The sequence below is a fragment of the Pseudomonas sp. JL3 genome (genome assembly GCF_031570575.1).
GTDB classification, from domain to species: domain Bacteria; phylum Pseudomonadota; class Gammaproteobacteria; order Pseudomonadales; family Pseudomonadaceae; genus Aquipseudomonas; species Aquipseudomonas cucumis.
Genome location: NZ_JAKWJK010000010.1, coordinates 149,890 through 170,306, shown reverse-complemented (window position 1 = coordinate 170,306; position 20,417 = coordinate 149,890). Strand labels below are relative to the sequence as shown.

The following is a 20,417-nucleotide window of genomic DNA, read 5'->3' as shown; positions in this document are numbered from 1 at the left end:
CAGGCGTTTTCCATGAACAGCAATAAAAACTGGCGTGAAGACCTTTACGTCATCATCTTCCAATCCGATACCCCGGCCGGCCGGCGCTTCGACAGCATTCTGCTGTTGATCATCCTCGCCAGCCTGGTGACCGTGGTTCTGGACAGTATCGACAGCGTTCACCAGAACTACGCCGACCTACTGGCGTACATCGAATGGGGCTTCACCATCGTTTTCGCCATCGAGTACGGCCTGCGCCTGTACTGCTCGCCCAAGCCGCTACGCTACGCGTTCAGCTTCTATGGGCTGGTGGATTTGCTGGCGATCGTGCCCGGTATTCTCGCGCTGTATTACAGCGATGCGCAGTACCTGCTGATTATCCGGATCATTCGGATGCTGCGGATTTTCCGCGTGCTCAAGCTCAGCCCGTATCTGAAGCAAGCCAACTATTTGATGACGGCGCTGCGCGGCAGCAAGCAGAAGATCGTGGTGTTTCTGCTCAGCGTCAGCACCCTGGTGACGGTGTTCGGCACGCTGATGTACGTGATCGAAGGCCCGGAACAAGGCTTCACCAGCATCCCCAAAGGCATCTATTGGGCCATCGTCACACTCACCACCGTAGGCTTTGGCGATATCGTGCCCAGGACCCCATTGGGTCAGGTGGTTTCGTCGCTGGTGATGATCACCGGTTACTCGATCATCGCCGTGCCAACGGGGATTTTCACCGCGGAACTGGCCAACGCCATGCGCGGCGAACAACTGCAACACGATTGCCCGACCTGCCAGAAAAACAGTCACGAACACGGCGCAGCATTTTGCTCCCGTTGCGGCAATGCGCTGTTCAAGAAACTGGAATAAGCAAAGTGCTTTTTAATCTTTAAAGGACTATGCGAGCCCGGCTATAGTCGCCGGCAAATTGCCAACACTTTCCATAGAACATGTTTGATAGAACAAGGAATGCGCAGTGAAAAAACTCTTTGGCGCCTCACTTCTGGCCGCTGGCCTGGCCTTGGGCAACGTGGCTCAGGCTGCACCAACCCTGCTTAATGTTTCCTACGACGTGATGCGAGATTTCTACAAGGACTACAACGCTGCCTTCCAGAAACACTGGCAAGCCGAGCACAACGAAAACATCACGCTGCAGATGTCCTTCGGCGGCTCCAGCAAACAGGCACGTTCAGTGATCGATGGCCTGCCGGCTGACGTCATTACCATGAACATGGCCACCGACATCAACGCCCTGGCGGATAACGGCAAACTGGTCCCGGACAACTGGGTCACACGCCTGCCGAACAACAGCGCGCCGTTCACGTCGGCCACCGTGTTCATCGTGCGCAAAGGCAACCCGAAAGCCCTGAAAGACTGGCCGGACCTGCTCAAGGACGGCGTGCAAGTGATCGTCCCCAACCCGAAAACCTCGGGTAACGGTCGCTACACCTATCTCTCGGCCTGGGGCTATGTGCTGAAAAATGGCGGGGACGAAAGCACGGCAAAAGCCTTCGTCGGCAAACTGTTCAAACAAGCCCCGGTGCTGGATACCGGCGGCCGTGCAGCCACCACCACGTTCATGACCAACCAGATCGGCGACGTGCTGGTGACCTTCGAAAACGAAGCGGAAATGATTGCGCGTGAGTTTGGTCGTGATCAGTTTGAAGTGATTTACCCGAGTGTTTCCGCCGAGGCCGAGCCGCCAGTGTCTGTGGTCGACAAAGTGGTCGAGAAAAAAGGCACTCGTGCTGCCGCCGAGGAATATTTGAAGTACCTGTGGTCGCCGGAAGGTCAGGAGATTGCAGCTGCCAACTACCTGCGTCCGCGTGATCCGGCGGTATTGGCCAAGTACACTGATCGCTTCCCGAAAGTGGATTTCCTTTCGGTGGAGAAGACCTTTGGTGACTGGCGCACTGTGCAGAAGACCCACTTCAATGATGGTGGGGTTTTTGATCAGATTTACAGCGGTCAGTAATTCCTGACTCCAATGAAAAGGCGACCTGCAAAGGTCGCCTTTTTCCTACGTCACGCTATTACATCGGAGGGGTTACGCCGTCCTTGCCCGCTGCAATCGAGCATGCAATCGGTCCAAATGAACGGCCTCTCAATCATTCTTCAGAGGCATGATTACTATCAGCCTATTCCCTCTTCCGCCGCTCTAGCCAGCCGATTAGCCTCTGCGCATTCCTTCTTGTTCAACGAGACCCGTTATGAATCCAACGACTCAGGTGCCCCTCGGTGCCGCGACAATGACCCGAAGCATGGTGCTGCTCTTCGCCTTCTGCTGCGGCGCCATCGTGGCCAATATCTACTACGCCCAGCCGATCATCGGCCTCATCGCGCCAGACATCGGCCTGACCGACACCATGGCCAGCCTGATCGTTTCGCTGACGCAGATTGGTTATGCGCTGGGTCTGTTCTTCCTGGTGCCGCTGGGTGATCTGCTGGAAAACCGCCGCTTGATGATCATCACCACCGTGGTGGCGATTGCCAGTTTGTTGGGCGCGGCATTCACCGATCAGCCAAACGTGTTTCTGTTGATCTCGTTGCTGGTGGGGTTCAGCTCGGTGTCGGTGCAGATCCTGATTCCACTGGCCGCCCACCTGGCGCCGGAAGAATCCCGGGGCCGCGTAGTCGGCGGCATCATGGGTGGTTTGCTGCTGGGGATTCTGCTGGCTCGACCGGTGTCCAGCGTAATAGCCGACCACTTCGGCTGGCGTGCGATGTTCGTCATCGCAGCGGTGTTGATGGCGGCAATCAGCATCGTGCTGGCCCTGACCATTCCCAAGCGCCAGCCTGATCACAGCGCTTCTTATGGCCAGTTGTTGGGTTCGCTCTGGACGCTGTTGCGTCAGCAGCCGGTGTTGCGTCAGCGCGCGTTTTACCAAGCCTGCATGTTCGCCACATTCAGCCTGTTCTGGACTGCAGTGCCGCTGGAACTGTCGCGTAATCATGGCTTGTCGCAAACCCAGATCGCGATCTTCGCCCTGGTCGGCGCCATTGGTGCGATTGCCGCTCCTATCGCCGGTCGACTGGCCGATGCCGGCCATACCCGCATCGCCTCGCTGTTGGCCCTGCTATTCGCCAGCCTGAGCTTCCTGCCCGCCTTCATCCATCCGGCCTACAGCGTTATCGGCCTGGCAGTGACGGGTGTAGTGCTGGATTTCTGCGTGCAAATGAACATGGTCCTCGGCCAGCGCGCGGTCTATACCCTCGACGCTAAAAGCCGCGGCCGTCTGAATGCGCTGTATATGACCAGCATCTTTGTCGGTGGTGCGTTTGGCTCTTCGGTGGCCAGCGCGGTGTATGAGCATGGCGGTTGGTTGTGGATCGTGATTGTGGGTAGTGCGTTTCCGTTGTTGGCGTTGTTGCGGTTTTTGAGTGTTTCGCAGAGGCGTTCGTTGGCAACGGCTTAGGACGCTAAAAGCTTCGCGGGCAAGCCTCGCTGCTACAGGGTTAGTGTAAGACCTGTAGGAGCGAGGCTTGCCCGCGAAGGCAATTCGACTGATACCACTCAATGCCGGACCAGTTTCTCCATCGCCGCATCCGCGAGAAAGGAGGAGCGGCTTTTGACATTGTGCTCTCGCACATAGCGGTCAATACGCTGGATTACGTAGCCAGGCAGCGTCACGTTGACCTTCTCGGTCTTGCCTAGATACGGCGAGATGTCGAGTTCCAGCATCCCCCAACCCATGTCGGCAAATTCCGGATTCTCGCGGTGCGCAGCCGCTGAGGTCGGCATCGGAATTGACTCCCCGGCTGCCACGATCTCCTGCAGCATGATGTGGGCAATTTCGACCGCCGCGTTGTAAGCATCTTCAAACGTATCCCCGGCCGTAACGGCACCAGGAATATCGGGGATCTGAATACCGATGGCGGTGTTCTCGTCGCCCCACTCGATACAGATTGGGTATTGCATTATGGATCTCCTGCCAAACTGGCTCCTGGGCAATAAAGCCCCGCTCGCCTCCTGATGCTTTTGACCGTCCCGATCGGCAAATCCTTCTTCGGATGAGGGACGGGTATCGTGTAAGGGTTGTAACGGTGAGTGAAGATGTGATGACTGCCGGTGATCCGGTCCAGTGTCCAGCCCGCCTCTATCAGTTCCTTGATCAATAACCTGCTCTGCACCACCAGCCTCCTTGCTCCGGCCCAAACAAAAATAACCCTAGAGTTACTTTTACTCAAGCACAAAAATCCGGATCACGACGCTCGGTTGTTTTACAGGGTGTTGATTTGATCGGACCTCCGAAGGCTCGGGCGTTTGTCGATTACGTCCAGACCTTGCTGAAAAAGAGCCTTAAACAAGCTCTGGTTTCGTTTATTGCGAATTTCGTTTTGATTCGAATAGCCTTCCAGCATTCCTTTTGGCATCGAGGCGCAGCATCCTGACGAATTCGTCGATAACCTCTTTGACCTGGACCCGGCAGCGGTTGTCGCGGCAGCACAACGGCAACGCAAACAGCTAAAGATGCCGCCGATGGATGTCGGCACCTATCTTAATCTACTCTTGCGCCAAGGCCTGATTCAGTCGAGCAAGGCGTTGACCCACTATTGAGCGATTCTTTAATCGCCTCTCACAAACCCCAAAAAGCAAAACGGCGATCCTCAGATCGCCGTTTCCATTCACTGCCCGAATTTTCTGCCTAACCCACTCGGCACGCCATGGATATTCGTCTCTTCCCACGGCCCGTTCGGGCTGATCGAGCGGCTCCAGCCGTTGTTCCAGCGGTAGTAAGTGCGCTGGCGGTAGAAGGTGTTGGTCTGATCATCGAGAACGTAAACACCGAGTTTCGCGTCCCAATGGCTGTTGCCCCCCGGTGGCGGGGCGAAGCTGGCGGAGGTGCGCGGCACGGGTTTTGACGGTTTGACCGGAGTGCTTGGTTTACTCGGTACCGTCGGCGGAGGCGGTTTGGTGCTTGGCCCCGAAGGTGGAATTGGCGGCAGCCGTGTGGGCTCGGGCTGCTGGACCGCACAAGCGCTTAACCCCAAAACCATGCTGAGGAGAGTGATACGAGCGATGGCGGTCATGGTGGCGTTTCCTGTTATTTATCCGGGCTGTCGATGATCAGTTTTTGTTGCGCGGTGGTGCTGGTGGCCAAGGGTTGGCTGCGACCGATCCATTCGCCGGCAGTCGGTTGGCCGGCGCGGGAGATACGCGCAACCAGTTGGACTTCAGGGAAGTTCGACAGTTTCAACTGCGGCATCATGGCGTCGGCATCACCCAGTTCGACGGTTGCCGGCAAGTCGGCGACCGTCAGACGTTTGGCGGCCAGCGGCGCGGGCGGGCCAGTGACGGCGCGGGCGAAAATGAACACGCTGTCACCTGGTTGGACCTTGGCTTTGAGCTCCGGTGCCAGATCGACATGCACTTTGAGCAGCGCTGCAGCTTTGGCCGCAGGCGCCTGGGCAACCTTGCCACCGCTGGCTTCAAGCTTCTCGGCGGCCCGAGTGATACCGCCTTGCAGTGCGACGCGGGATTGGTCTTCCGGCGGCAGTTGCGCCAGCAGGCGATTCCAGTAGTCGATGGCTTCCTGATAACGCTCGCCTTCGAAAGCCGCGATACCCAGCAAACCGAGGCTGGTGACTTCCTTAGGATCAGCTTTCAGCGCTTCGTCAGTCAGGGCCTGGACCTTGTTCGACCACTTCTTGCCGTCGGCGAAATATTGGGCCTGGGCCCACTGCCCGAGCAGTTCGGGCTGACGACCGGCCAGGGCCACGGTGCGTTCGAAGATCTTCGCCGCATCGGCCGGGCGGTCCTGAGCCATGTAAGTGCGGCCGAGGAAGTACAGGCCTTCGGCCGAGTCCGGTTGGGCCGCGACCGCACGCTCCAGGCGACGGGTCATTTCTTCCATCGACTGCGGTGCCTGGGCGAACTCGCGGGTCAGCTCGACTTTGTCGCTGGCGCCGAAATGCAGGTACAGTCCAAGGCCCAGTATTGGCACCAGAATCGCCGCCAGCAATGGCAATGGCTTGCCCAGACGCGACACGCGCGGCGCCTCGACGCCTTCGGTGTCGGCGAGCAGTTCACGGGCAGCTTCGGCGCGGCCGGTGTCCATCTGTTCGGCGTTGAGCACGCCCTCTTCCTGCTGAGTCTGCAACTCAGCCACACGCTCCTGATAAAGCGCGACGTTCAGTGCCGTGCGGTCCTCTTCAAGCTGAGCACGGCGACCACGCAGAACGGGGATCAGCAGAAAACTCAGGGCAACCAGGAGCAGCAGGCCTGCAGCGAGCCAGAAATCAATCATTCTTGGTTTTATCCAACAGGTGGTCGAGGCGCTCGCGCTCCTCGGCAGAAAGCGTGTCCGGGCTGTCAGTGCGTTGCACGCGACGACGGCGGACGATCACGGCGATGATCACAAAACCGCCCAGCAGCAGGCCGGCGGGGCCGAACCAGAGCAGTGCGGTTTTGGCGTTGAGGGCGGGTTTGTAGCGGACGAAGTCACCGTAGCGGTCGACCATGAAATCGATGATTTGCTGGTTGTCCTTGCCCTCGCCGAGCATGCGGAAAATCTCTTTGCGCAGGTCAGCGGCGATCGGTGCGTTGGAGTCGGCGATGTCCTGATTCTGGCACTTGGGACAACGCAACTCTTTGGTCAGCTCGCGAAAACGCTCGCGGTCGCCTTCTTTGGCGAACTCATAGGTGTCGATGGCCGCATGGGTCACACCGGCCATGCTCAAACCCAGCAGGGCGGCGGCGATCCAGCGCTTCATGGCTTGGCCTCGTCGACCAGCGCCTGATACTTGGCCGCCAGTTTTTCACGCCAGACTTGTTCGTCGATCACGCCGACGAATTTGTCGCGGATGATGCCCTTGGCGTCGATGAAGAAGGTTTCCGGTGCGCCGTACACACCGAGGTTCAGGCCCAGGGTGCCGGCATCGTCACGAATGTCCAGTTGATAGGGGTTGTGGAACTCGGCCAGCCACTTCAAGGCATCGGCGTTGACGTCCTTGTAGTTGACGCCGTAGATCACCACGCCCTTCTCGGCCAGTTTGTTCAGCACCGGGTGCTCGACCCGGCAGGAAATGCACCAGGTACCCCAGACGTTGACCAATGCCGGTTTACCCAGAATGTCCGCTTTGGTCAGGGTTTTGTCACCCTGCACCGAGGGCAGCGAAAACTCCGGGAACGGTTTGTTGATCATCGCCGAAGGCAGCTCGGCCGGGTTCAGGTACAAACCCCGATACAGGAAAACAGCAACCACCAGAAAAATCGCCAGTGGCAACAACATCAACCAACGTCTCATGCGGTGGCTCCCGTCATGCCGAGCGCTTCACGCACGCGGCTTTTCACCTTGACCCGATAACGACGATCCAGCGCCGCCAGCAACCCGCCGAGACCGGTGAGCAACCCACCGAACCAGATCCAGCGCACGAACGGTTTGACGTGCACGCGGACCGCCCAGGCGCCCTCGCCCAGCGGCTCGCCCAGGGCGACATAAAGGTCACGGGTGAAACCGGCGTCGATCCCGGCTTCGGTCATCACCGAGTTCTGCACGGTGTACAGGCGTTTTTCCGGGTGCAGCACGCTGATTTCCTTGCCATTGCGGATCACCCGGATGGTGCCTTTGTCGGACGTGAAGTTCGGCCCTTCGAAGTGCTTGGCGCCTTCGAACACAAATTGATAACCGGCCAGGCTCATGGACTCACCCGGCGCCAGGCGCAGATCACGCTCGGCACTGTTCTGGCTGGACAACACGACACCCAGCGCGCACACGGCAATGCCCAAATGCGCGACTTGCATGCCCCAATAACTGCGGGTCAAGGTTGGCAGACCTTTGATCAGGCCTTTGTGACGGGTCTTGTCGAAGATATCCCGCACACCGGCCAACAACACCCAGGCAGCCAGCATGAACGTCGCCAGCACCGCCCAGTTGAAATCGCCGTAAGCGACACCGGCCACCACGGCCAGCGCAGCGCTGCCGAGCAACACCGGTGTCAACATGCTCATAAGCCATTTGACCGGGGTGTCTTTCCAGCGCACCAGCATGCCAACCGCCATCACCACCATCAGCAACGCCATCAATGGAATGAACAGCGCGTTGAAGTACGGCGGGCCGACCGACAACTTCGCGCCGGTCATCGCGTCGAGAATCAACGGGTACAAGGTACCGAGCAGGATCATCGAAGCGGCCACCACCAGCACCAGGTTATTGCCCAGCAGCAGGGTTTCCCGAGACCAGAGGTTGAAGCCGACATGGCTCTTGACCACCGGAGCGCGCAGGGCGAACAGCGTCAGCGAGCCACCGACCACGAACAGCAGGAAGATCAGGATGAACACACCGCGCTCAGGATCGGAGGCAAAGGCATGAACCGAGGTCAGCACGCCGGAACGCACCAGGAAAGTCCCGAGCAAACTCAACGAGAACGCGGCGATGGCCAACAACACCGTCCAGCTCTTGAACACGCCACGTTTTTCCGTGACCGCCAACGAGTGAATCAGCGCCGTGCCCACCAGCCAAGGCATGAAGGATGCGTTTTCCACCGGGTCCCAGAACCACCAGCCGCCCCAGCCGAGTTCGTAGTAGGCCCACCAGGAGCCCAACGTAATACCGATACCGAGGAAAGCCCAGGCGACGATGGTCCACGGACGCGACCAGCGTGCCCACGCCGCGTCGAGACGACCGCCCAGCAGCGCGGCGATGGCAAAGGCAAACGCCACGGAGAAACCGACATAGCCCATGTACAGCATCGGCGGGTGAACGATCAGGCCGATGTCTTGCAGCAGTGGATTGAGGTCGCGCCCATCCGTCGGCATCTGCGGCAGGATCCGGGCGAAAGGGTTGGACGTCAGGATCAGGAACAGCAGGAAACCGGTGCTGATCATGCCCATCACCGCCAATACGCGAGCCAGCATCACTTGCGGTAATTGCCGGGAGAACACCGACACTGCGAAGGTCCAGCCGCCGAGGATCAGTGCCCATAGCAGCAACGAACCTTCGTGAGCGCCCCAGACGGCGCTGAATTTGTAGTACCACGGCAAGGCGCTGTTGGAGTTGCTGGCGACGTAAGCGACGGAGAAGTCGTCCGCCATGAACGCGTAAGTCAGGCAACCGAAAGCGAACAGCAGAAACGCGAACTGCCCCCAGGCGGCCGGCTGGGCCAGGCTCATCCACAAGCGATCGCCGCGCCAGGCACCGAGCAACGGCACCACGGCTTGAACCAGCGCGAAACACAGCGCCAGGATCATGGCCAGGTGGCCCAATTCGGGGATGAACAGCCCTGAACTATAGAGAGCAGAAGTCATCAATTAACCCTCTTTCGCAGGAGTGGGCGCCGACTGGCCGCTGTCTTTCAGGGCCTTGGTCACTTCCGGTGGCATGTACTTCTCGTCGTGTTTGGCCAGCACTTCATCGGCCACCACCACGCCGTCAGCGTTGAGCTTGCCGAGGGCGACGATGCCCTGCCCTTCGCGGAACAGATCCGGCAGGATGCCGCGATAACTGATGGTTACGGATTTGTTGAAGTCGGTGACGATGAATTTCACGTCCAGGGAATCGCCGGAACGTTGCAGCGAACCTTTCTCCACCATGCCGCCCGCGCGAATACGTGTGTCTTGCGGCGCTTCACCGTTGGCGATCTGGGTCGGGGTGTAGAACAGATTGATGTTCTGCTTCAAGGCGCTCAAGGCCAGGCCAACGGCAGCGCCGACACCGATCAGGATCGCGAAAATAATGATAAGACGCTTTTTACGCAGCGGATTCACTTGCCGTTCTCCCGACGCAGACGACGCGCCTCTTGTTGCAGATACCGCTTGCGGGCCAGGATCGGCGCCGCCACGTTGAGGGCCAGCACCGCCAGGCTTATGCCATAGGCTGACCAGACATACAGGCCGTGATGGCCCATGGCGAGAAAGTCGCCGAATGAAGCGAAACTCATCGAGCGGCCTCCAGACTGTTCTGCACTTCGGTTTTCACCCAGCTCGCCCGGGCTTCGCGCTTGAGCACTTCAAGGCGCATGCGCAGCAACAGCACGGCGCCGAAGAAACAGTAGAAACCCAACACCGTCAGCAGCAGTGGCAGCCACATCTCGACCGGCATCGCCGGTTTTTCTGTGAGGGTGAAAGTCGCGCCCTGGTGCAGGGTGTTCCACCACTCCACCGAGTATTTGATGATCGGGATGTTAATCACGCCGACGATCGCCAGTACCGCGCAGGCCTTGGCCGCGCTGTCACGATTGCTGATCGCGTTGCCCAGCGCAATGAGACCGAAGTACAGGAACAGCAGAATAAGCATGGACGTAAGTCGCGCATCCCAGACCCACCACGAACCCCAGGTCGGTTTGCCCCAGATCGCGCCGGTGACCAGCGCCACGGCGGTCATCCAGGCCCCGATCGGCGCGGCGCATTGCAGGGCGACGTCGGCCAGTTTCATCTTCCAGACCAGTCCGACGACGCCGCACACGGCCAGCATCACGTAGATGGACTGCGCCAGCATGGCGGCGGGAACGTGGATATAGATGATCCGAAAGCTGTTGCCTTGCTGATAGTCCGGCGGCGCGAAGGCCAGCCCCCAAACCAGGCCGACGCTAATCAGCAGCAACGCCGCGACGCTCAGCCACGGCAGCAATTTGCCACTGATGCCGTAAAACCATTTGGGCGAGCCGAGCTTATGAAACCAGGTCCAGTTCATTGCTATTTCCATCACGGGTGCCGCACGTTGTCACGAGCAGCCAGGGTCTTTACTGATCAAATTTTGATCAGACCTCATTATTCGCCGACGCTGATCTTCAGGCCAGCAGCTATTGCAAAAGGTGTCAGGGTTATCGCCAGGGCGGTCAGGCTACCAAGCCACAAGAGATAACCGGTCGCCGGCATGCCCTGCAATGCCGCCTGCAAGGCGCCACTGCCGAGAATCAACACCGGGATGTACAGCGGCAGAATCAACAGCGCCAGTAACAGGCCACCGCGCTTCAATCCTACCGTCAACGCCGCGCCCACCGCACCGAGCAGGCTCAGCACCGGTGTACCCAGCAATAAAGAAAGCAGCAACACCGGCAGACAAGCGGCAGGCAAACCCAGCATCAACGCCAGCAAGGGTGCGAGCAACACCAGCGCCAGGCCGGAAAACGCCCAGTGTGCCAGTACCTTGGCCAAAACCAGAATAGGGAGGGGGTGCGGCGAAAGGACCCACTGCTCAAGCGATCCGTCTTCGAAATCACTGCGGAAGAGCCCGTCCAGCGAGAGCAAGACCGATAAAAGTGCTGCCACCCATACCAGTCCCGGGGACAAGGTTTGCAACAATTGAGGCCCGGCGCCGACCGCCAACGGGAACAAAGAGACGACGATGGCAAAGAACACCAGCGGATTCGCCAGTTCGGCAGGGCGGCGGAACAGCAAACGTGCCTCGCGGGCGACCAACAGGCCGAAAACACTCATACGGCCCAGTTCCCCAAATCAATGTCGCGATAGCCGGCCGGCATCCGGGTCAGGGTGTGGTGAGTGGTCAGCACCACCATGCCACCCCGCTCGCAGTGCGCAGCCAGGTGTTCTTCGAGTTGCGCCACGCCTTGTTTGTCGAGCGCGGTGAACGGTTCATCAAGGATCCACAGCGGCGGGCTGTCCAGATACAACCGCGCCAAGGCCACCCGACGTTGCTGACCGGCGGACAGGCTGTGACAGGGAACATCCTCGAAACCGCGCAGCCCCACCGCCGTCAGCGCCTGCCAGATCGCCTCATGGGAGGCCGGTTGATGCAAGGCGCAGAGCCAACTGAGGTTTTCCTCGGGGGTCAGCAGGTCTTTGATGCCGGCGGCGTGGCCGATCCACAACAGGTTGCGCGCCAGTTCACTGCGTTGCTCATGCAATGGCTGGCCGTTTAGCAATACTTGACCGGCGGTCGGGTGCATCAAACCGCAAAGCAGACGTAAAAGACTGGTCTTGCCACTGCCGTTGGGGCCGCTGATCTGCAACATTTCGCCACTGGCCAGTCTCAATTCGAGATTTTCGAAGAGCAGCCGAAGGTCTCGCTCACAGGCAAGGGCAACGGTTTGCAGGACTGGACTGGTCAAGAGATCACGGGCCTTTTGCGGTTCAAGTCGGCGGCAGAGCGGCCGCTAAAGAGATGCAGCATAGATGCATTGGCGGCTTGTTCTAGGGAGCCAGGTCAAACAAATGCAATGTTTTCGCCACTCCCCGAAAGACGGGCGGCATTATACATGCCATGCCCGACTCTAAAGAGCGCATTTTCCTCAGGTTGTGACCACGTATGACAGGCGAAATGAACATCCTCCCGCTGCCGCAGACCACACCCGCGACTTCGCGGCCGCTGGTGGTCAGTGGTGATCTACTCAAGCTGCTGACGCCGATGGAGGGATTGATCTCCGTTGGACAAACCGCCAAGGCTGAAGTGCTCTCGCTAAAGCAGGCGGATCAGACCTTTCAACTGTTGCTCAAAGTCACCCTCGACAACGGTCGCCAGACCACGGTCCAGGCCACCAGTACTCAGCCGTTGCCCCAGGGCACCAGCCTGGCGATCACTCAGCCGTCGGCGGGTAACTTGGCGGTCACGGTGCAACAGGCCATCGCCTCCAGCGTCGCCACCCTCACCCGCATCGACACGGCGCAACTGCCGGTCGGCACCTTGCTGCAAGGCAAAGTGCTGACCTCTCAGGTCATGCCGCAGGTGCCGGGTCAGCCGACGGTGTTTCGCTCGATGGTGAGCCTGCTCAACACCGCGCTGAGCGGCAGCACGCTGAGTATCGACAGCCCGACGCCCCTGCGTATCGGTACGTTGCTGAGCGCCTTGGTGCAGGATACCCAGACCCTGAAATTCGTCCCGTTGAGCAACCGCCAGGAACAGTTGGCGGTGACGCAACAATTGGTCAGCCAACAAAGTCGCCAGGGCTCTCTGGATGGCTTGCTCAAAGTCCTGCAAAACCTGCCGCCATCGGATCAGACCTCCAGCGACCTGCGCGCTGTCGTCGACAAATTGCTCGCCGGCCTGCCGGATGTTCAGCAACTGAGCACGCCCAAAGGCCTGGCCCAGGCGTTGGCCAATAGCGGCCTGTTCCTCGAAGCGAAACTCCTCGCCGGTCAAAACCCGACGCTGACGCCTGACATGAAAGGCGATCTGCTCAAGCTCATCGCACAACTGACGCCGGGGCTGCCGGCCAACACCAATCTCAACGCGATCCTCGCCGCCAATACACTGGCGCAAGCGCTGCCCGGTTTCGTGCGCAGCGCTCTCGGCATGCTGGGGCAAGTCAGCGCCAAACCGCTGCCGACCAGTTTCCCGCTCCCCGAGCGCCTGCTGCAAAGCGCGGAAGGCGAAGATGATCTCGAGCACCTGCTGCGCCTGGCAGCAGCGGCCGTCTCGCGCCTGCAAAGCCATCAACTGTCGAGCCTGGAACAGACCGGCCTCACCGACGACGGTCGCCTGCTCAGCACCTGGCAACTGGAAATCCCCATGCGCAACCTGCAGGACATCGTGCCATTGCAGGTCAAGTTTCAGCGCGAAGAAGCACCCGAGAAAGAACAACCTCACGAACGCCGCGACGAACGCGAACCCAAGCAACAGTTGTGGCGCGTCGAACTTGCGTTCGATATGGAGCCATTAGGGCCGTTGCAGATTCAGGCTCAACTGATCAAAGGCAGCCTCTCCAGTCAGCTGTGGGCCGAACGGCCGTACACCGCGAGCCTGATCGAAAGCAATCTGGCCGGGCTGCGCGAACGCCTGTTGGCCTCAGGCCTGAACGTCGGCGATCTGGATTGCCACCTCGGCACACCGCCACAAGGCCCTCAAACCCGCCTCGAACAACGCTGGGTCGACGAAACCGCATGAACGAATCCACCGCACCGCGCCAGGCCATCGCCCTCAAATACGACGGCACCCACGCCCCTACCCTCACGGCCAAAGGTGACGAGGAATTGGCCGAAGCCATTCTGCAGATTGCCCGTGATTATGAAGTGCCGATCTACGAAAACGCCGAGCTGGTGAAACTGCTGGCGCGGATGGAATTGGGGGAGAGTATTCCGCAGGAGTTGTATCGCACGATTGCCGAGATTATTGCGTTTGCGTGGAATTTGAAGGGGAAGTTCCCAGAGGGACAGAACCCGGATACGCCGATGGTCGAGAAGGACATTACCGAGTGCGGTGAGGACTTTTGAACCTGGGACTCGTCTGACTCAAGGTTCTCACTGCTGTCTACCGCTCGTCGAAACTGTCAGATCTGATAGTTGCGAGGCAACTCGCTGTTGTCGCCAGATAGGCAGAGAGCGTCGACAAATTTGATCCCGGCGCTACCCTTATCAGGAGCGCTCCGATGACTTTGACCTCCAAACCTGATGGCAACTCTACGAACAGTAGTTCGCTGGCACTTGGTGCTCCACATATTCCCGAATTGATCAGTCCAATAGATGGCGATGAAGGCTACCATGGCGGCGTTGGTGCTAAAGCCCTGAACGCCGACCTGCTCGTCATCGTTAATCCTTGGCATGATATGGAGATCGGCCAGAGTTGCCTTCTCTTCTGGGATGACGACAAAACCCCCTACCACACGGAGGTTATCGATTCGCCCGAAGAGCTTTCCAAACCAATTCTCTTCCATCTACCGGCAAACCATATCCTGGATGGAAGCGCATCCCCGGTTTTTTATCGTATCAAACGCCTCAGCGGAAACGAGGCCGACTCGTTCAAGTTCAACGTTTTGATCAAACGCACGCTACCGGGAGGCATTCTCGACAAACCTGAACCACTAGGTCATCCCGGACTGCGTTATATCTTCATTCCGGATATCAAGGATGGTGTCGACAGTGAGATGGCAAAGCAGGGTATTGCCATGCGTATCGAGCCTTATCAGAACATCACCGTGTTCGACCGCATCGTCGCACGATGGGGTAATGAAGAGCAGGTGATCCACTACCCCGTCACTGCCGAGCAAATCAGCGATCCGCAAAACCATCCCATTCTGATCAAGTTCGATGAACAACTGATCAAGCGCGCGGGTGATGGCAAGCATTCGATTACCTATCAGGTGATCGACCGCTGTGGAAACCGTCCGCATGACTATGCACCGTGGGCAATTCCCACTGAAGTCAGTGTAAATGCGAACCGCATTCCGGCACCGACCGTGACAGGTGAGCAAGGAGGGGTGCTGGATCCTGCATACGTCACAAATATCCAGGTAGTCGCTTCCGGTATCGGGCTGATCGCTGGCGACAGAGTCCGAGTTCACTGGCAAGGACGGGGCGAACGCGAGACGGCAGCCAAGACATATCCAGGAAGCGGAACATTGGAGTTTCCGATACTGCTTGCCTGGGCCAACGAAAGCGACCAGAGCTCTGTCAGCATCACCCTGCGCGTGGAACGTGAAGGAATAAAACTTGTTTCCGAGTCTAAACCCTTAAGCATCAAAACCACGATCATCCTCGATCCACCCAAGGTTCTGGAAGCCTACGGCGCGCAAGGCGACCGTTTGAAAATGGTCGATATTTATTATGCGAGGCATGTAACGGTTCAGATTCGACAATATGTGGGAATGGCCATCGGGCAAACCATTCGGGCGCGCTGGGCTGGCCCTCGAATCACCTATGACAGCGCAATCACAACGGTAGAGAACGTTGGACCGATGAACTTCATTGTCCCTCGCATGGAAGTGGTTGATGCCATCGGCAGCCTTGTTCCAGTCAGCTACACCGTACGTACCTTTCCCAGTGGCCCCTTGCATCGATCTGCGGCATTGCCGCTGGCCGTGGATCCTCAAGCATTCGTTCTAACACCTCCTCGACTGACTGCGGATCAGAAGACGGTGACTATTCGATACACTGGAATGGCTACCGGTTACCACGCAAGAGTACGTATCACCGGGGTGGTTACCCGCTACACGGAATGGCAAAACCTGGAAACAGGCGTCACCGCAGAGTTCTTAATTCCTCAAAGTTGGATTGTTGAAAACAAAGGCAAAACCGTATTGATCAACTATAGCGTCAACCGTCCGGGCATCGATGAACACAGCATGTTTTCCCAAGTACTGAGAGTAGCGCTGTAACATCACCTACCTGATTGTGTACGGGTACAACGAGCAATCACCTTTCCGAATGGAGTTCGACAACCATGAGCGCAGAACCGAAGGAACTTAATCTCACTGCTCCGAAAGTGCTCGAAGCCTATGGCTTCGCCGGGGATCGTTTAAACTTCAACGACGTTTATAACAGCACACATATCAACATACAGGTCCCACATTATGTCGGCATGGATCAGGGTCATACCGTCCGGGCTCGATGGGCAAGCGGCCGCTATACGTACAATACGGAAACCTTGACGATTGGTATTCCGGCACCGCAGAACTTCAAAATTCCTCGTCTGGAGGTCATCGACTCCATCGGCAGCCTGGTAACCGTCAACTATAGCGTTCGCACCGCGCCCGGCACCCCGCTCATCATCTCAAAATCGCTAACGCTGAACGTCGATGCTCAGGATTTTGACTTGATTGAACCCAGGCTTTCCGTGGACAGGAAAAAGGTGACTGTCAAGTTTGTTAACATGGGTCCCGGCTACACAGTTCGAGTCCGCTGGCATGGCACAATTGTCCACGACACAGAGACCAAACCGATTGTAGATAACTCATCGATGGCGTTCGATATTCCTACGAGTTGGATTCAAGAAAACATGGGAAAGCTGGTATTAATCAACTACAGCGTTCATCGTTCCGGCACGACAAATAACCTGATGTTTTCACAGCTGTTAAGAGTAATGCTATAACCCAGCTCCGCCGCCGGAGCACTCAAAAGCCAATCCATCGCTAATGGATTAGCTGTTTATTCAATACCCGTAGGAGACCGTCGACACAGCCCTCACCTGCCGGAAACTCATTGCGCTTGATCTTCTGGAAAAAAATCAAATTTCGCCTGCCCACCTTCAAAGGTTACACGGATCACAGGTAGATACTGAGTTGTCATATTAAAATAATCCTGCTGCATGTATTGAGCACCGGCACGGGCCGCCTCAGGATTAGCGGATTGAACGTAAATAAAAGCCTCTAAAGGTAACTGTCTTGGGATCCCGGGAGGCCAGGCAGCTATCTCCACATTGTTAGCCCAATTCAGATTGATGAGGTCATCAAAATTATTTCGAGCCTGGAGGAAAATCGAAAATTGATCCCTGCTTGGCCCGAGTGCACACTGATGAAAGTATCTATTACCTATATCTACTGAGTGAAAGTGCTCTTTCCACTTTACCAGTGTATTAACACCTATTTCCGGGCAGGATTCACCAGCATTTGGAAAATAAACGTGATGACCGCACGACTGCACTCGATGCGAAGTGGCTCCATCCGTAGGAAACGAACAACGTACAGGTGTCGGATAAGAGCCAATTTTATTTGCAGCCTCTAGGCCCTTGAATACAAATCCCTGACCTTCACCAATGTAAAGCTTCTCCATGCGTACATCACGACGAAGATAAGAAAATGAAACACCATTACGAGCTATCGAATTATCGCTCGGGTCCCACGCGTGATAATTCGGCGTTGCTTTTGTGGTTCTAACCAAAACACCACTACACAAATAAGCCGCTGCATCTCCGCAACTGTCCGAGACATTCTCATAGCGCGCATTCAGCTGTTCAGCGACTGCCTCGCCGAAGACTTGATCGAACGCAGAGAAGCTGAAAACATTCTTATCTGTCGCCGCGAGACTCAATTTGACAATAGGAACATACAACGAGGTTGCCAGATAATACTCACGCTGAAATTTCTGCGCATCGACTAGTTTGGCCGGAGCCGACGCCTCGTAAAACACCGCCTCAATGGGCAGTTTTTCCGGCTTACTCTTATCCCAGGTTTCAACCAGCACTTCCATCGGTTTAGCCGCCCAGGTCGCATCAACAAGGCCATGCGCTTCGAGGCTGGCCTTGAACTGTCCCGCCACCATCGTGCTCAGCGAACACTGATTCTTCGGTAATGAACTATGTTCCTGAAAATTTTTCAACCAGGCAGCAGCCGTTATTGCAGGAACTACCAACTTTGCACAATTGGCAAGATCCGCGTCCAGTTGTACCGCCTTAGGTGCAAATCCACACCCGTGATCTGCCCGGACATCAAGCGATTCGGTTGGAAAAGGGAAAATACAACGCAGGTTCAGAGCTTTACCTTCCGCCAGCGCCGAAGTTTGATCTTTTAATATGAAACCGCTTTTCCTGTTACCATTCAATGTTGTACTGCCAATATCGGCTCGGATATAAGTGAAGACCACTGAGCCCAATGTTGTTGCTTTTGACCCATAATCCCAAAATTTGAAAAATGCGCTGTAGTCTACCGCCCGCAAGGTAATACCGGAACAGTAGTAGGCTGGCAAACCGTTCAAACACTGCGCAACATTACTCATGTACTTGGCATTCAAGTCCGTTACCAATGCCTGGCCGGACATGGCATTGACACTAGCGGCAAACCATATCGTTAAAAACAAGAGACATTTCATATTCACACTCCCGATAAAATATATTTAATCTTGAGTATGTTGAGTGCCGCAGAACGGCATCTACTGTCAGTTCTGACAGTTCCGACAAACGGTTATTCGTGCATAATAAAAAGATCGCAGCCTTCTTCAACTCCTACAGGTAATTACGAACCCATGTAGTAGCTGCCGAAGGCTGCGATCTTTGATTTTGTGTGTAGTGCGTAGCTTCTAGCTGCTTCTGTGCAACTTGCTCATCAACTCCGCCTCAGCCTGGGTCAACCCGCAAGACTGAGTCAGTTCATCGACGCTGGCCCCCATCCCCACCAGACGCGCGGCCTGGGCGAATGAAAGGCTCGACGGATCACGCTGCTCCAGCTGCGCCAGTTTGTCCGGCAACGGGCCGACGACGGCGCGCAGTTCGTGCAGGTCTTCACCCATGCGCACGTTGCCGTTCTGGTAGTCGTCGACCCGCTTGGCCAGGTCCTTGATGCGCTGATCGCGCAGCGCATCGCCCTCGGCCTGTTGCGTGGCGATCTGCCGCTGGGCGCGGATGTACGCCAGGAACATCGCCAGCGTGCCTGCCCAGAAGAGGAACAGGACAATGACAGCTACCTCAAGAATCAATCAGATACTCTCCAGTTCCGACCATTCTTCTTCGCTCATCATCTTGTCCAGCTCGACCAGGATCAGCAGTTCGTTGTTCTTGTTGCACACGCCTTGAATGAACTTGGCGGACTCTTCGTTACCGACGTTCGGCGCGGTCTCGATTTCCGACTGACGCAGGTAAACCACTTCGGCCACGCTGTCGACCATGATCCCGACCACTTGCTTGTCGGCTTCGATGATGACGATACGGGTGTTGTCGCTGATCTCGGCATTCATCAGGCCGAAGCGCTGACGGGTGTCGATCACGGTGACGACGTTACCGCGCAGGTTGATGATGCCCAGCACGTAGCTCGGAGCACCCGGGACCGGGGCGATTTCGGTGTAGCGCAGGACTTCCTGAACGCGCATCACGTTGATGCCGTAGGTTTCGTTGTCCAGCTTGAAGGTTACCCATTGCAGGATCGGATCTTCGGAACCCTTTGCAGCTGTCGCCTTATCATTCATACCCTGACCCCTCAAAAAACCGCCCTGGCGGTGTGTGTTCTGTGCGACGGCACTGAATGCCGATGCGTGTTGGTTATGTCGGTTTGTGGCCCGGTTTAGTGCCGGACATATGCTTCGCCCCACCGCTGGCGATCAGCTCGGCCAGTGCGGAAACGTCTAGCAAGGCACACATGTGCTCAATCACCGTGCCCGCCAGCCATGGCCGTTGCCCCCGGTGGCTGCGCCATTTGATTTCGTTCGGGTCCAGGCGCAATGAGCGGCTGACCTGATGCACCGCCAGCCCCCACTCGTAACCCTGAACCGAAATAACGTATTGCAGGCCCTGGCGGAAATCATCGCGATAACGATCCGGCATGACCCAACGTGCCGTGTCCAGAACTTTCAGGTTACCGGCCTGGCTCGGCAGGATCCCGAGGAACCATTCCGGCTGACCGAACAACGGTGTCAGCTCGTGACCGGCCAGGGAATAAATCGAGCCCAGGCATACCAATGGCACCGCCAGGGTCAACCCGGCGACGTCGAACAACAGGCATTCGAACGGCTCGGCAGCCCATGCCGGACGACCGTCGGTTTCCACCGGTGGCGGCGTGTTGCTTGGCGGCAGATGAACTTCAACCACCGGCGGCACCAACGCTTGCAGCAGTGGTGCAATCGTCGACACGGGCGCCAGAATCGGTGCCGGAGCGTCGATCACGGCCACCGGTGCTTTCACCACTGGCGCAACGATAGGTGCAGCGGCCACTGCCGGTTTCTGCGCATCACGGGCCTGTTCCTCAAGCACGGCAGCCTGGAACTCGTCCAGGGCAGCTTCAGCCTCGACAACCTCGGGCAGCGCCTCGACTTCAGGCAACAGCTCTTCGGTCGCGTCCTGCAGCAAGCCATCCAGATAAGACTGAAGGGCCAATTGCGGGCGCGAGGTGATCTTCACCGGCCGGGTCATGCGAAT

At 57.4% G+C, this 20,417-nt stretch carries 23 protein-coding genes; 7 read left to right on the top strand and 16 right to left on the bottom strand.

What is annotated here, in order from left to right; translation table 11 throughout:
* Positions 1–12 precede the first annotated feature (12 nt).
* The 3 genes from MMG91_RS18250 (at position 13) to MMG91_RS18240 (ending at position 3,383) form a co-directional block, all read left to right on the top strand.
* The gene (locus MMG91_RS18250) at positions 13–837 is read left to right on the top strand and encodes an ion transporter (protein ID WP_310660327.1); all 825 of its coding nucleotides are present in this window, start codon (positions 13–15) and stop codon (positions 835–837) included.
* 106 nt (positions 838–943) lie between these two features.
* Positions 944–1,942, top strand: a complete 999-nt coding sequence (locus tag MMG91_RS18245) for a sulfate ABC transporter substrate-binding protein (protein ID WP_310660326.1) — start codon at positions 944–946, stop codon at positions 1,940–1,942.
* Between the two features lie 235 nt (positions 1,943–2,177).
* Positions 2,178–3,383, top strand: coding sequence for an MFS transporter (locus tag MMG91_RS18240; protein ID WP_305448791.1), 1,206 nt, complete (start codon positions 2,178–2,180; stop codon positions 3,381–3,383).
* Between the two features lie 98 nt (positions 3,384–3,481).
* Here the strand turns inward: MMG91_RS18240 and MMG91_RS18235 are convergent, their stop codons facing one another.
* The 12 genes from MMG91_RS18235 to ccmA form a co-directional block, all read right to left on the bottom strand.
* Positions 3,482–3,886: a type II toxin-antitoxin system HicB family antitoxin gene (locus MMG91_RS18235; RefSeq protein ID WP_310660325.1), complete on the bottom strand. Its 405-nt coding sequence runs from the start codon at positions 3,884–3,886 to the stop codon at positions 3,482–3,484.
* Positions 3,886–4,098 (bottom strand): type II toxin-antitoxin system HicA family toxin, encoded by a 213-nt coding sequence (locus MMG91_RS18230; RefSeq protein ID WP_305506787.1) that lies wholly within the window; start codon positions 4,096–4,098, stop codon positions 3,886–3,888. Before MMG91_RS18230 ends, MMG91_RS18235 begins: the two co-directional genes overlap by 1 nt.
* Positions 4,099–4,593: 495 nt before the next feature.
* Positions 4,594–4,998 carry a hypothetical protein gene (locus MMG91_RS18225; protein WP_310660324.1) on the bottom strand — a complete coding sequence of 135 codons (405 nt, stop codon included), beginning with the start codon at positions 4,996–4,998 and terminating at the stop codon, positions 4,594–4,596.
* A 14-nt stretch (positions 4,999–5,012) separates the two neighbouring features.
* Positions 5,013–6,215 (bottom strand): c-type cytochrome biogenesis protein CcmI, encoded by a 1,203-nt coding sequence (gene ccmI, locus MMG91_RS18220; protein ID WP_310660323.1) that lies wholly within the window; start codon positions 6,213–6,215, stop codon positions 5,013–5,015.
* Positions 6,208–6,681 carry a cytochrome c-type biogenesis protein gene (locus MMG91_RS18215; protein WP_305448785.1) on the bottom strand — a complete coding sequence of 158 codons (474 nt, stop codon included), beginning with the start codon at positions 6,679–6,681 and terminating at the stop codon, positions 6,208–6,210. Before MMG91_RS18215 ends, ccmI begins: the two co-directional genes overlap by 8 nt.
* Entirely contained in the window at positions 6,678–7,214 is a 537-nt protein-coding gene (locus tag MMG91_RS18210) for a DsbE family thiol:disulfide interchange protein (RefSeq protein ID WP_305448784.1), read from the bottom strand. The genes MMG91_RS18215 and MMG91_RS18210 overlap by 4 nt, the downstream gene beginning before the upstream one ends.
* Entirely contained in the window at positions 7,211–9,214 is a 2,004-nt protein-coding gene (locus tag MMG91_RS18205) for a heme lyase CcmF/NrfE family subunit (protein WP_305505367.1), read from the bottom strand. Before MMG91_RS18205 ends, MMG91_RS18210 begins: the two co-directional genes overlap by 4 nt.
* Before the next feature lie 3 nt (positions 9,215–9,217).
* On the bottom strand, positions 9,218–9,673 hold the full coding sequence (ccmE, locus tag MMG91_RS18200) for a cytochrome c maturation protein CcmE (protein ID WP_305448782.1): 456 nt from the start codon (positions 9,671–9,673) through the stop codon (positions 9,218–9,220).
* A complete protein-coding gene (ccmD, locus tag MMG91_RS18195) occupies positions 9,670–9,846 on the bottom strand; it encodes a heme exporter protein CcmD (RefSeq protein ID WP_007894243.1) in 177 nt (58 codons plus the stop codon). Before ccmD ends, ccmE begins: the two co-directional genes overlap by 4 nt.
* The gene (locus MMG91_RS18190) at positions 9,843–10,598 is read right to left on the bottom strand and encodes a heme ABC transporter permease (protein ID WP_310660322.1); all 756 of its coding nucleotides are present in this window, start codon (positions 10,596–10,598) and stop codon (positions 9,843–9,845) included. Before MMG91_RS18190 ends, ccmD begins: the two co-directional genes overlap by 4 nt.
* 77 nt (positions 10,599–10,675) lie before the next feature.
* The gene (gene ccmB, locus MMG91_RS18185; protein ID WP_008072659.1) at positions 10,676–11,344 is read right to left on the bottom strand and encodes a heme exporter protein CcmB; all 669 of its coding nucleotides are present in this window, start codon (positions 11,342–11,344) and stop codon (positions 10,676–10,678) included.
* Positions 11,341–11,976 (bottom strand): cytochrome c biogenesis heme-transporting ATPase CcmA, encoded by a 636-nt coding sequence (gene ccmA / locus MMG91_RS18180; RefSeq protein WP_310660321.1) that lies wholly within the window; start codon positions 11,974–11,976, stop codon positions 11,341–11,343. Before ccmA ends, ccmB begins: the two co-directional genes overlap by 4 nt.
* A 197-nt stretch (positions 11,977–12,173) precedes the next feature.
* Here ccmA and MMG91_RS18175 point away from each other — a divergent pair, with 197 nt between their 5' ends.
* The 4 genes from MMG91_RS18175 to MMG91_RS18160 all read left to right on the top strand — a co-directional run bounded on the left by MMG91_RS18175 (position 12,174) and on the right by MMG91_RS18160 (position 16,667).
* Positions 12,174–13,748 carry a flagellar hook-length control protein FliK gene (locus tag MMG91_RS18175; RefSeq protein ID WP_310660320.1) on the top strand — a complete coding sequence of 525 codons (1,575 nt, stop codon included), beginning with the start codon at positions 12,174–12,176 and terminating at the stop codon, positions 13,746–13,748.
* Positions 13,745–14,074: an EscU/YscU/HrcU family type III secretion system export apparatus switch protein gene (locus MMG91_RS18170; protein ID WP_305448778.1), complete on the top strand. Its 330-nt coding sequence runs from the start codon at positions 13,745–13,747 to the stop codon at positions 14,072–14,074. The genes MMG91_RS18175 and MMG91_RS18170 overlap by 4 nt, the downstream gene beginning before the upstream one ends.
* 155 nt (positions 14,075–14,229) lie before the next feature.
* A complete protein-coding gene (locus MMG91_RS18165; RefSeq protein ID WP_310660319.1) occupies positions 14,230–15,954 on the top strand; it encodes a hypothetical protein in 1,725 nt (574 codons plus the stop codon).
* Positions 15,955–16,019: 65 nt separating this feature from the next.
* Positions 16,020–16,667, top strand: coding sequence for a hypothetical protein (locus MMG91_RS18160; RefSeq protein ID WP_310660318.1), 648 nt, complete (start codon positions 16,020–16,022; stop codon positions 16,665–16,667).
* Between the two features lie 107 nt (positions 16,668–16,774).
* Here the strand turns inward: MMG91_RS18160 and MMG91_RS18155 are convergent, their stop codons facing one another.
* From MMG91_RS18155 to MMG91_RS18140, 4 genes are all read right to left on the bottom strand, one after another.
* On the bottom strand, positions 16,775–18,382 hold the full coding sequence (locus tag MMG91_RS18155) for a hypothetical protein (protein WP_310660317.1): 1,608 nt from the start codon (positions 18,380–18,382) through the stop codon (positions 16,775–16,777).
* A gap of 207 nt (positions 18,383–18,589) precedes the next feature.
* Positions 18,590–18,985, bottom strand: a complete 396-nt coding sequence (locus MMG91_RS18150) for a DUF2802 domain-containing protein (RefSeq protein WP_305448774.1) — start codon at positions 18,983–18,985, stop codon at positions 18,590–18,592.
* Positions 18,986–19,471 carry a chemotaxis protein CheW gene (locus MMG91_RS18145; protein ID WP_007980742.1) on the bottom strand — a complete coding sequence of 162 codons (486 nt, stop codon included), beginning with the start codon at positions 19,469–19,471 and terminating at the stop codon, positions 18,986–18,988.
* 73 nt (positions 19,472–19,544) lie between these two features.
* A complete protein-coding gene (locus MMG91_RS18140) occupies positions 19,545–20,411 on the bottom strand; it encodes a CheW domain-containing protein (RefSeq protein WP_310660316.1) in 867 nt (288 codons plus the stop codon).
* Positions 20,412–20,417 lie beyond the last annotated feature (6 nt).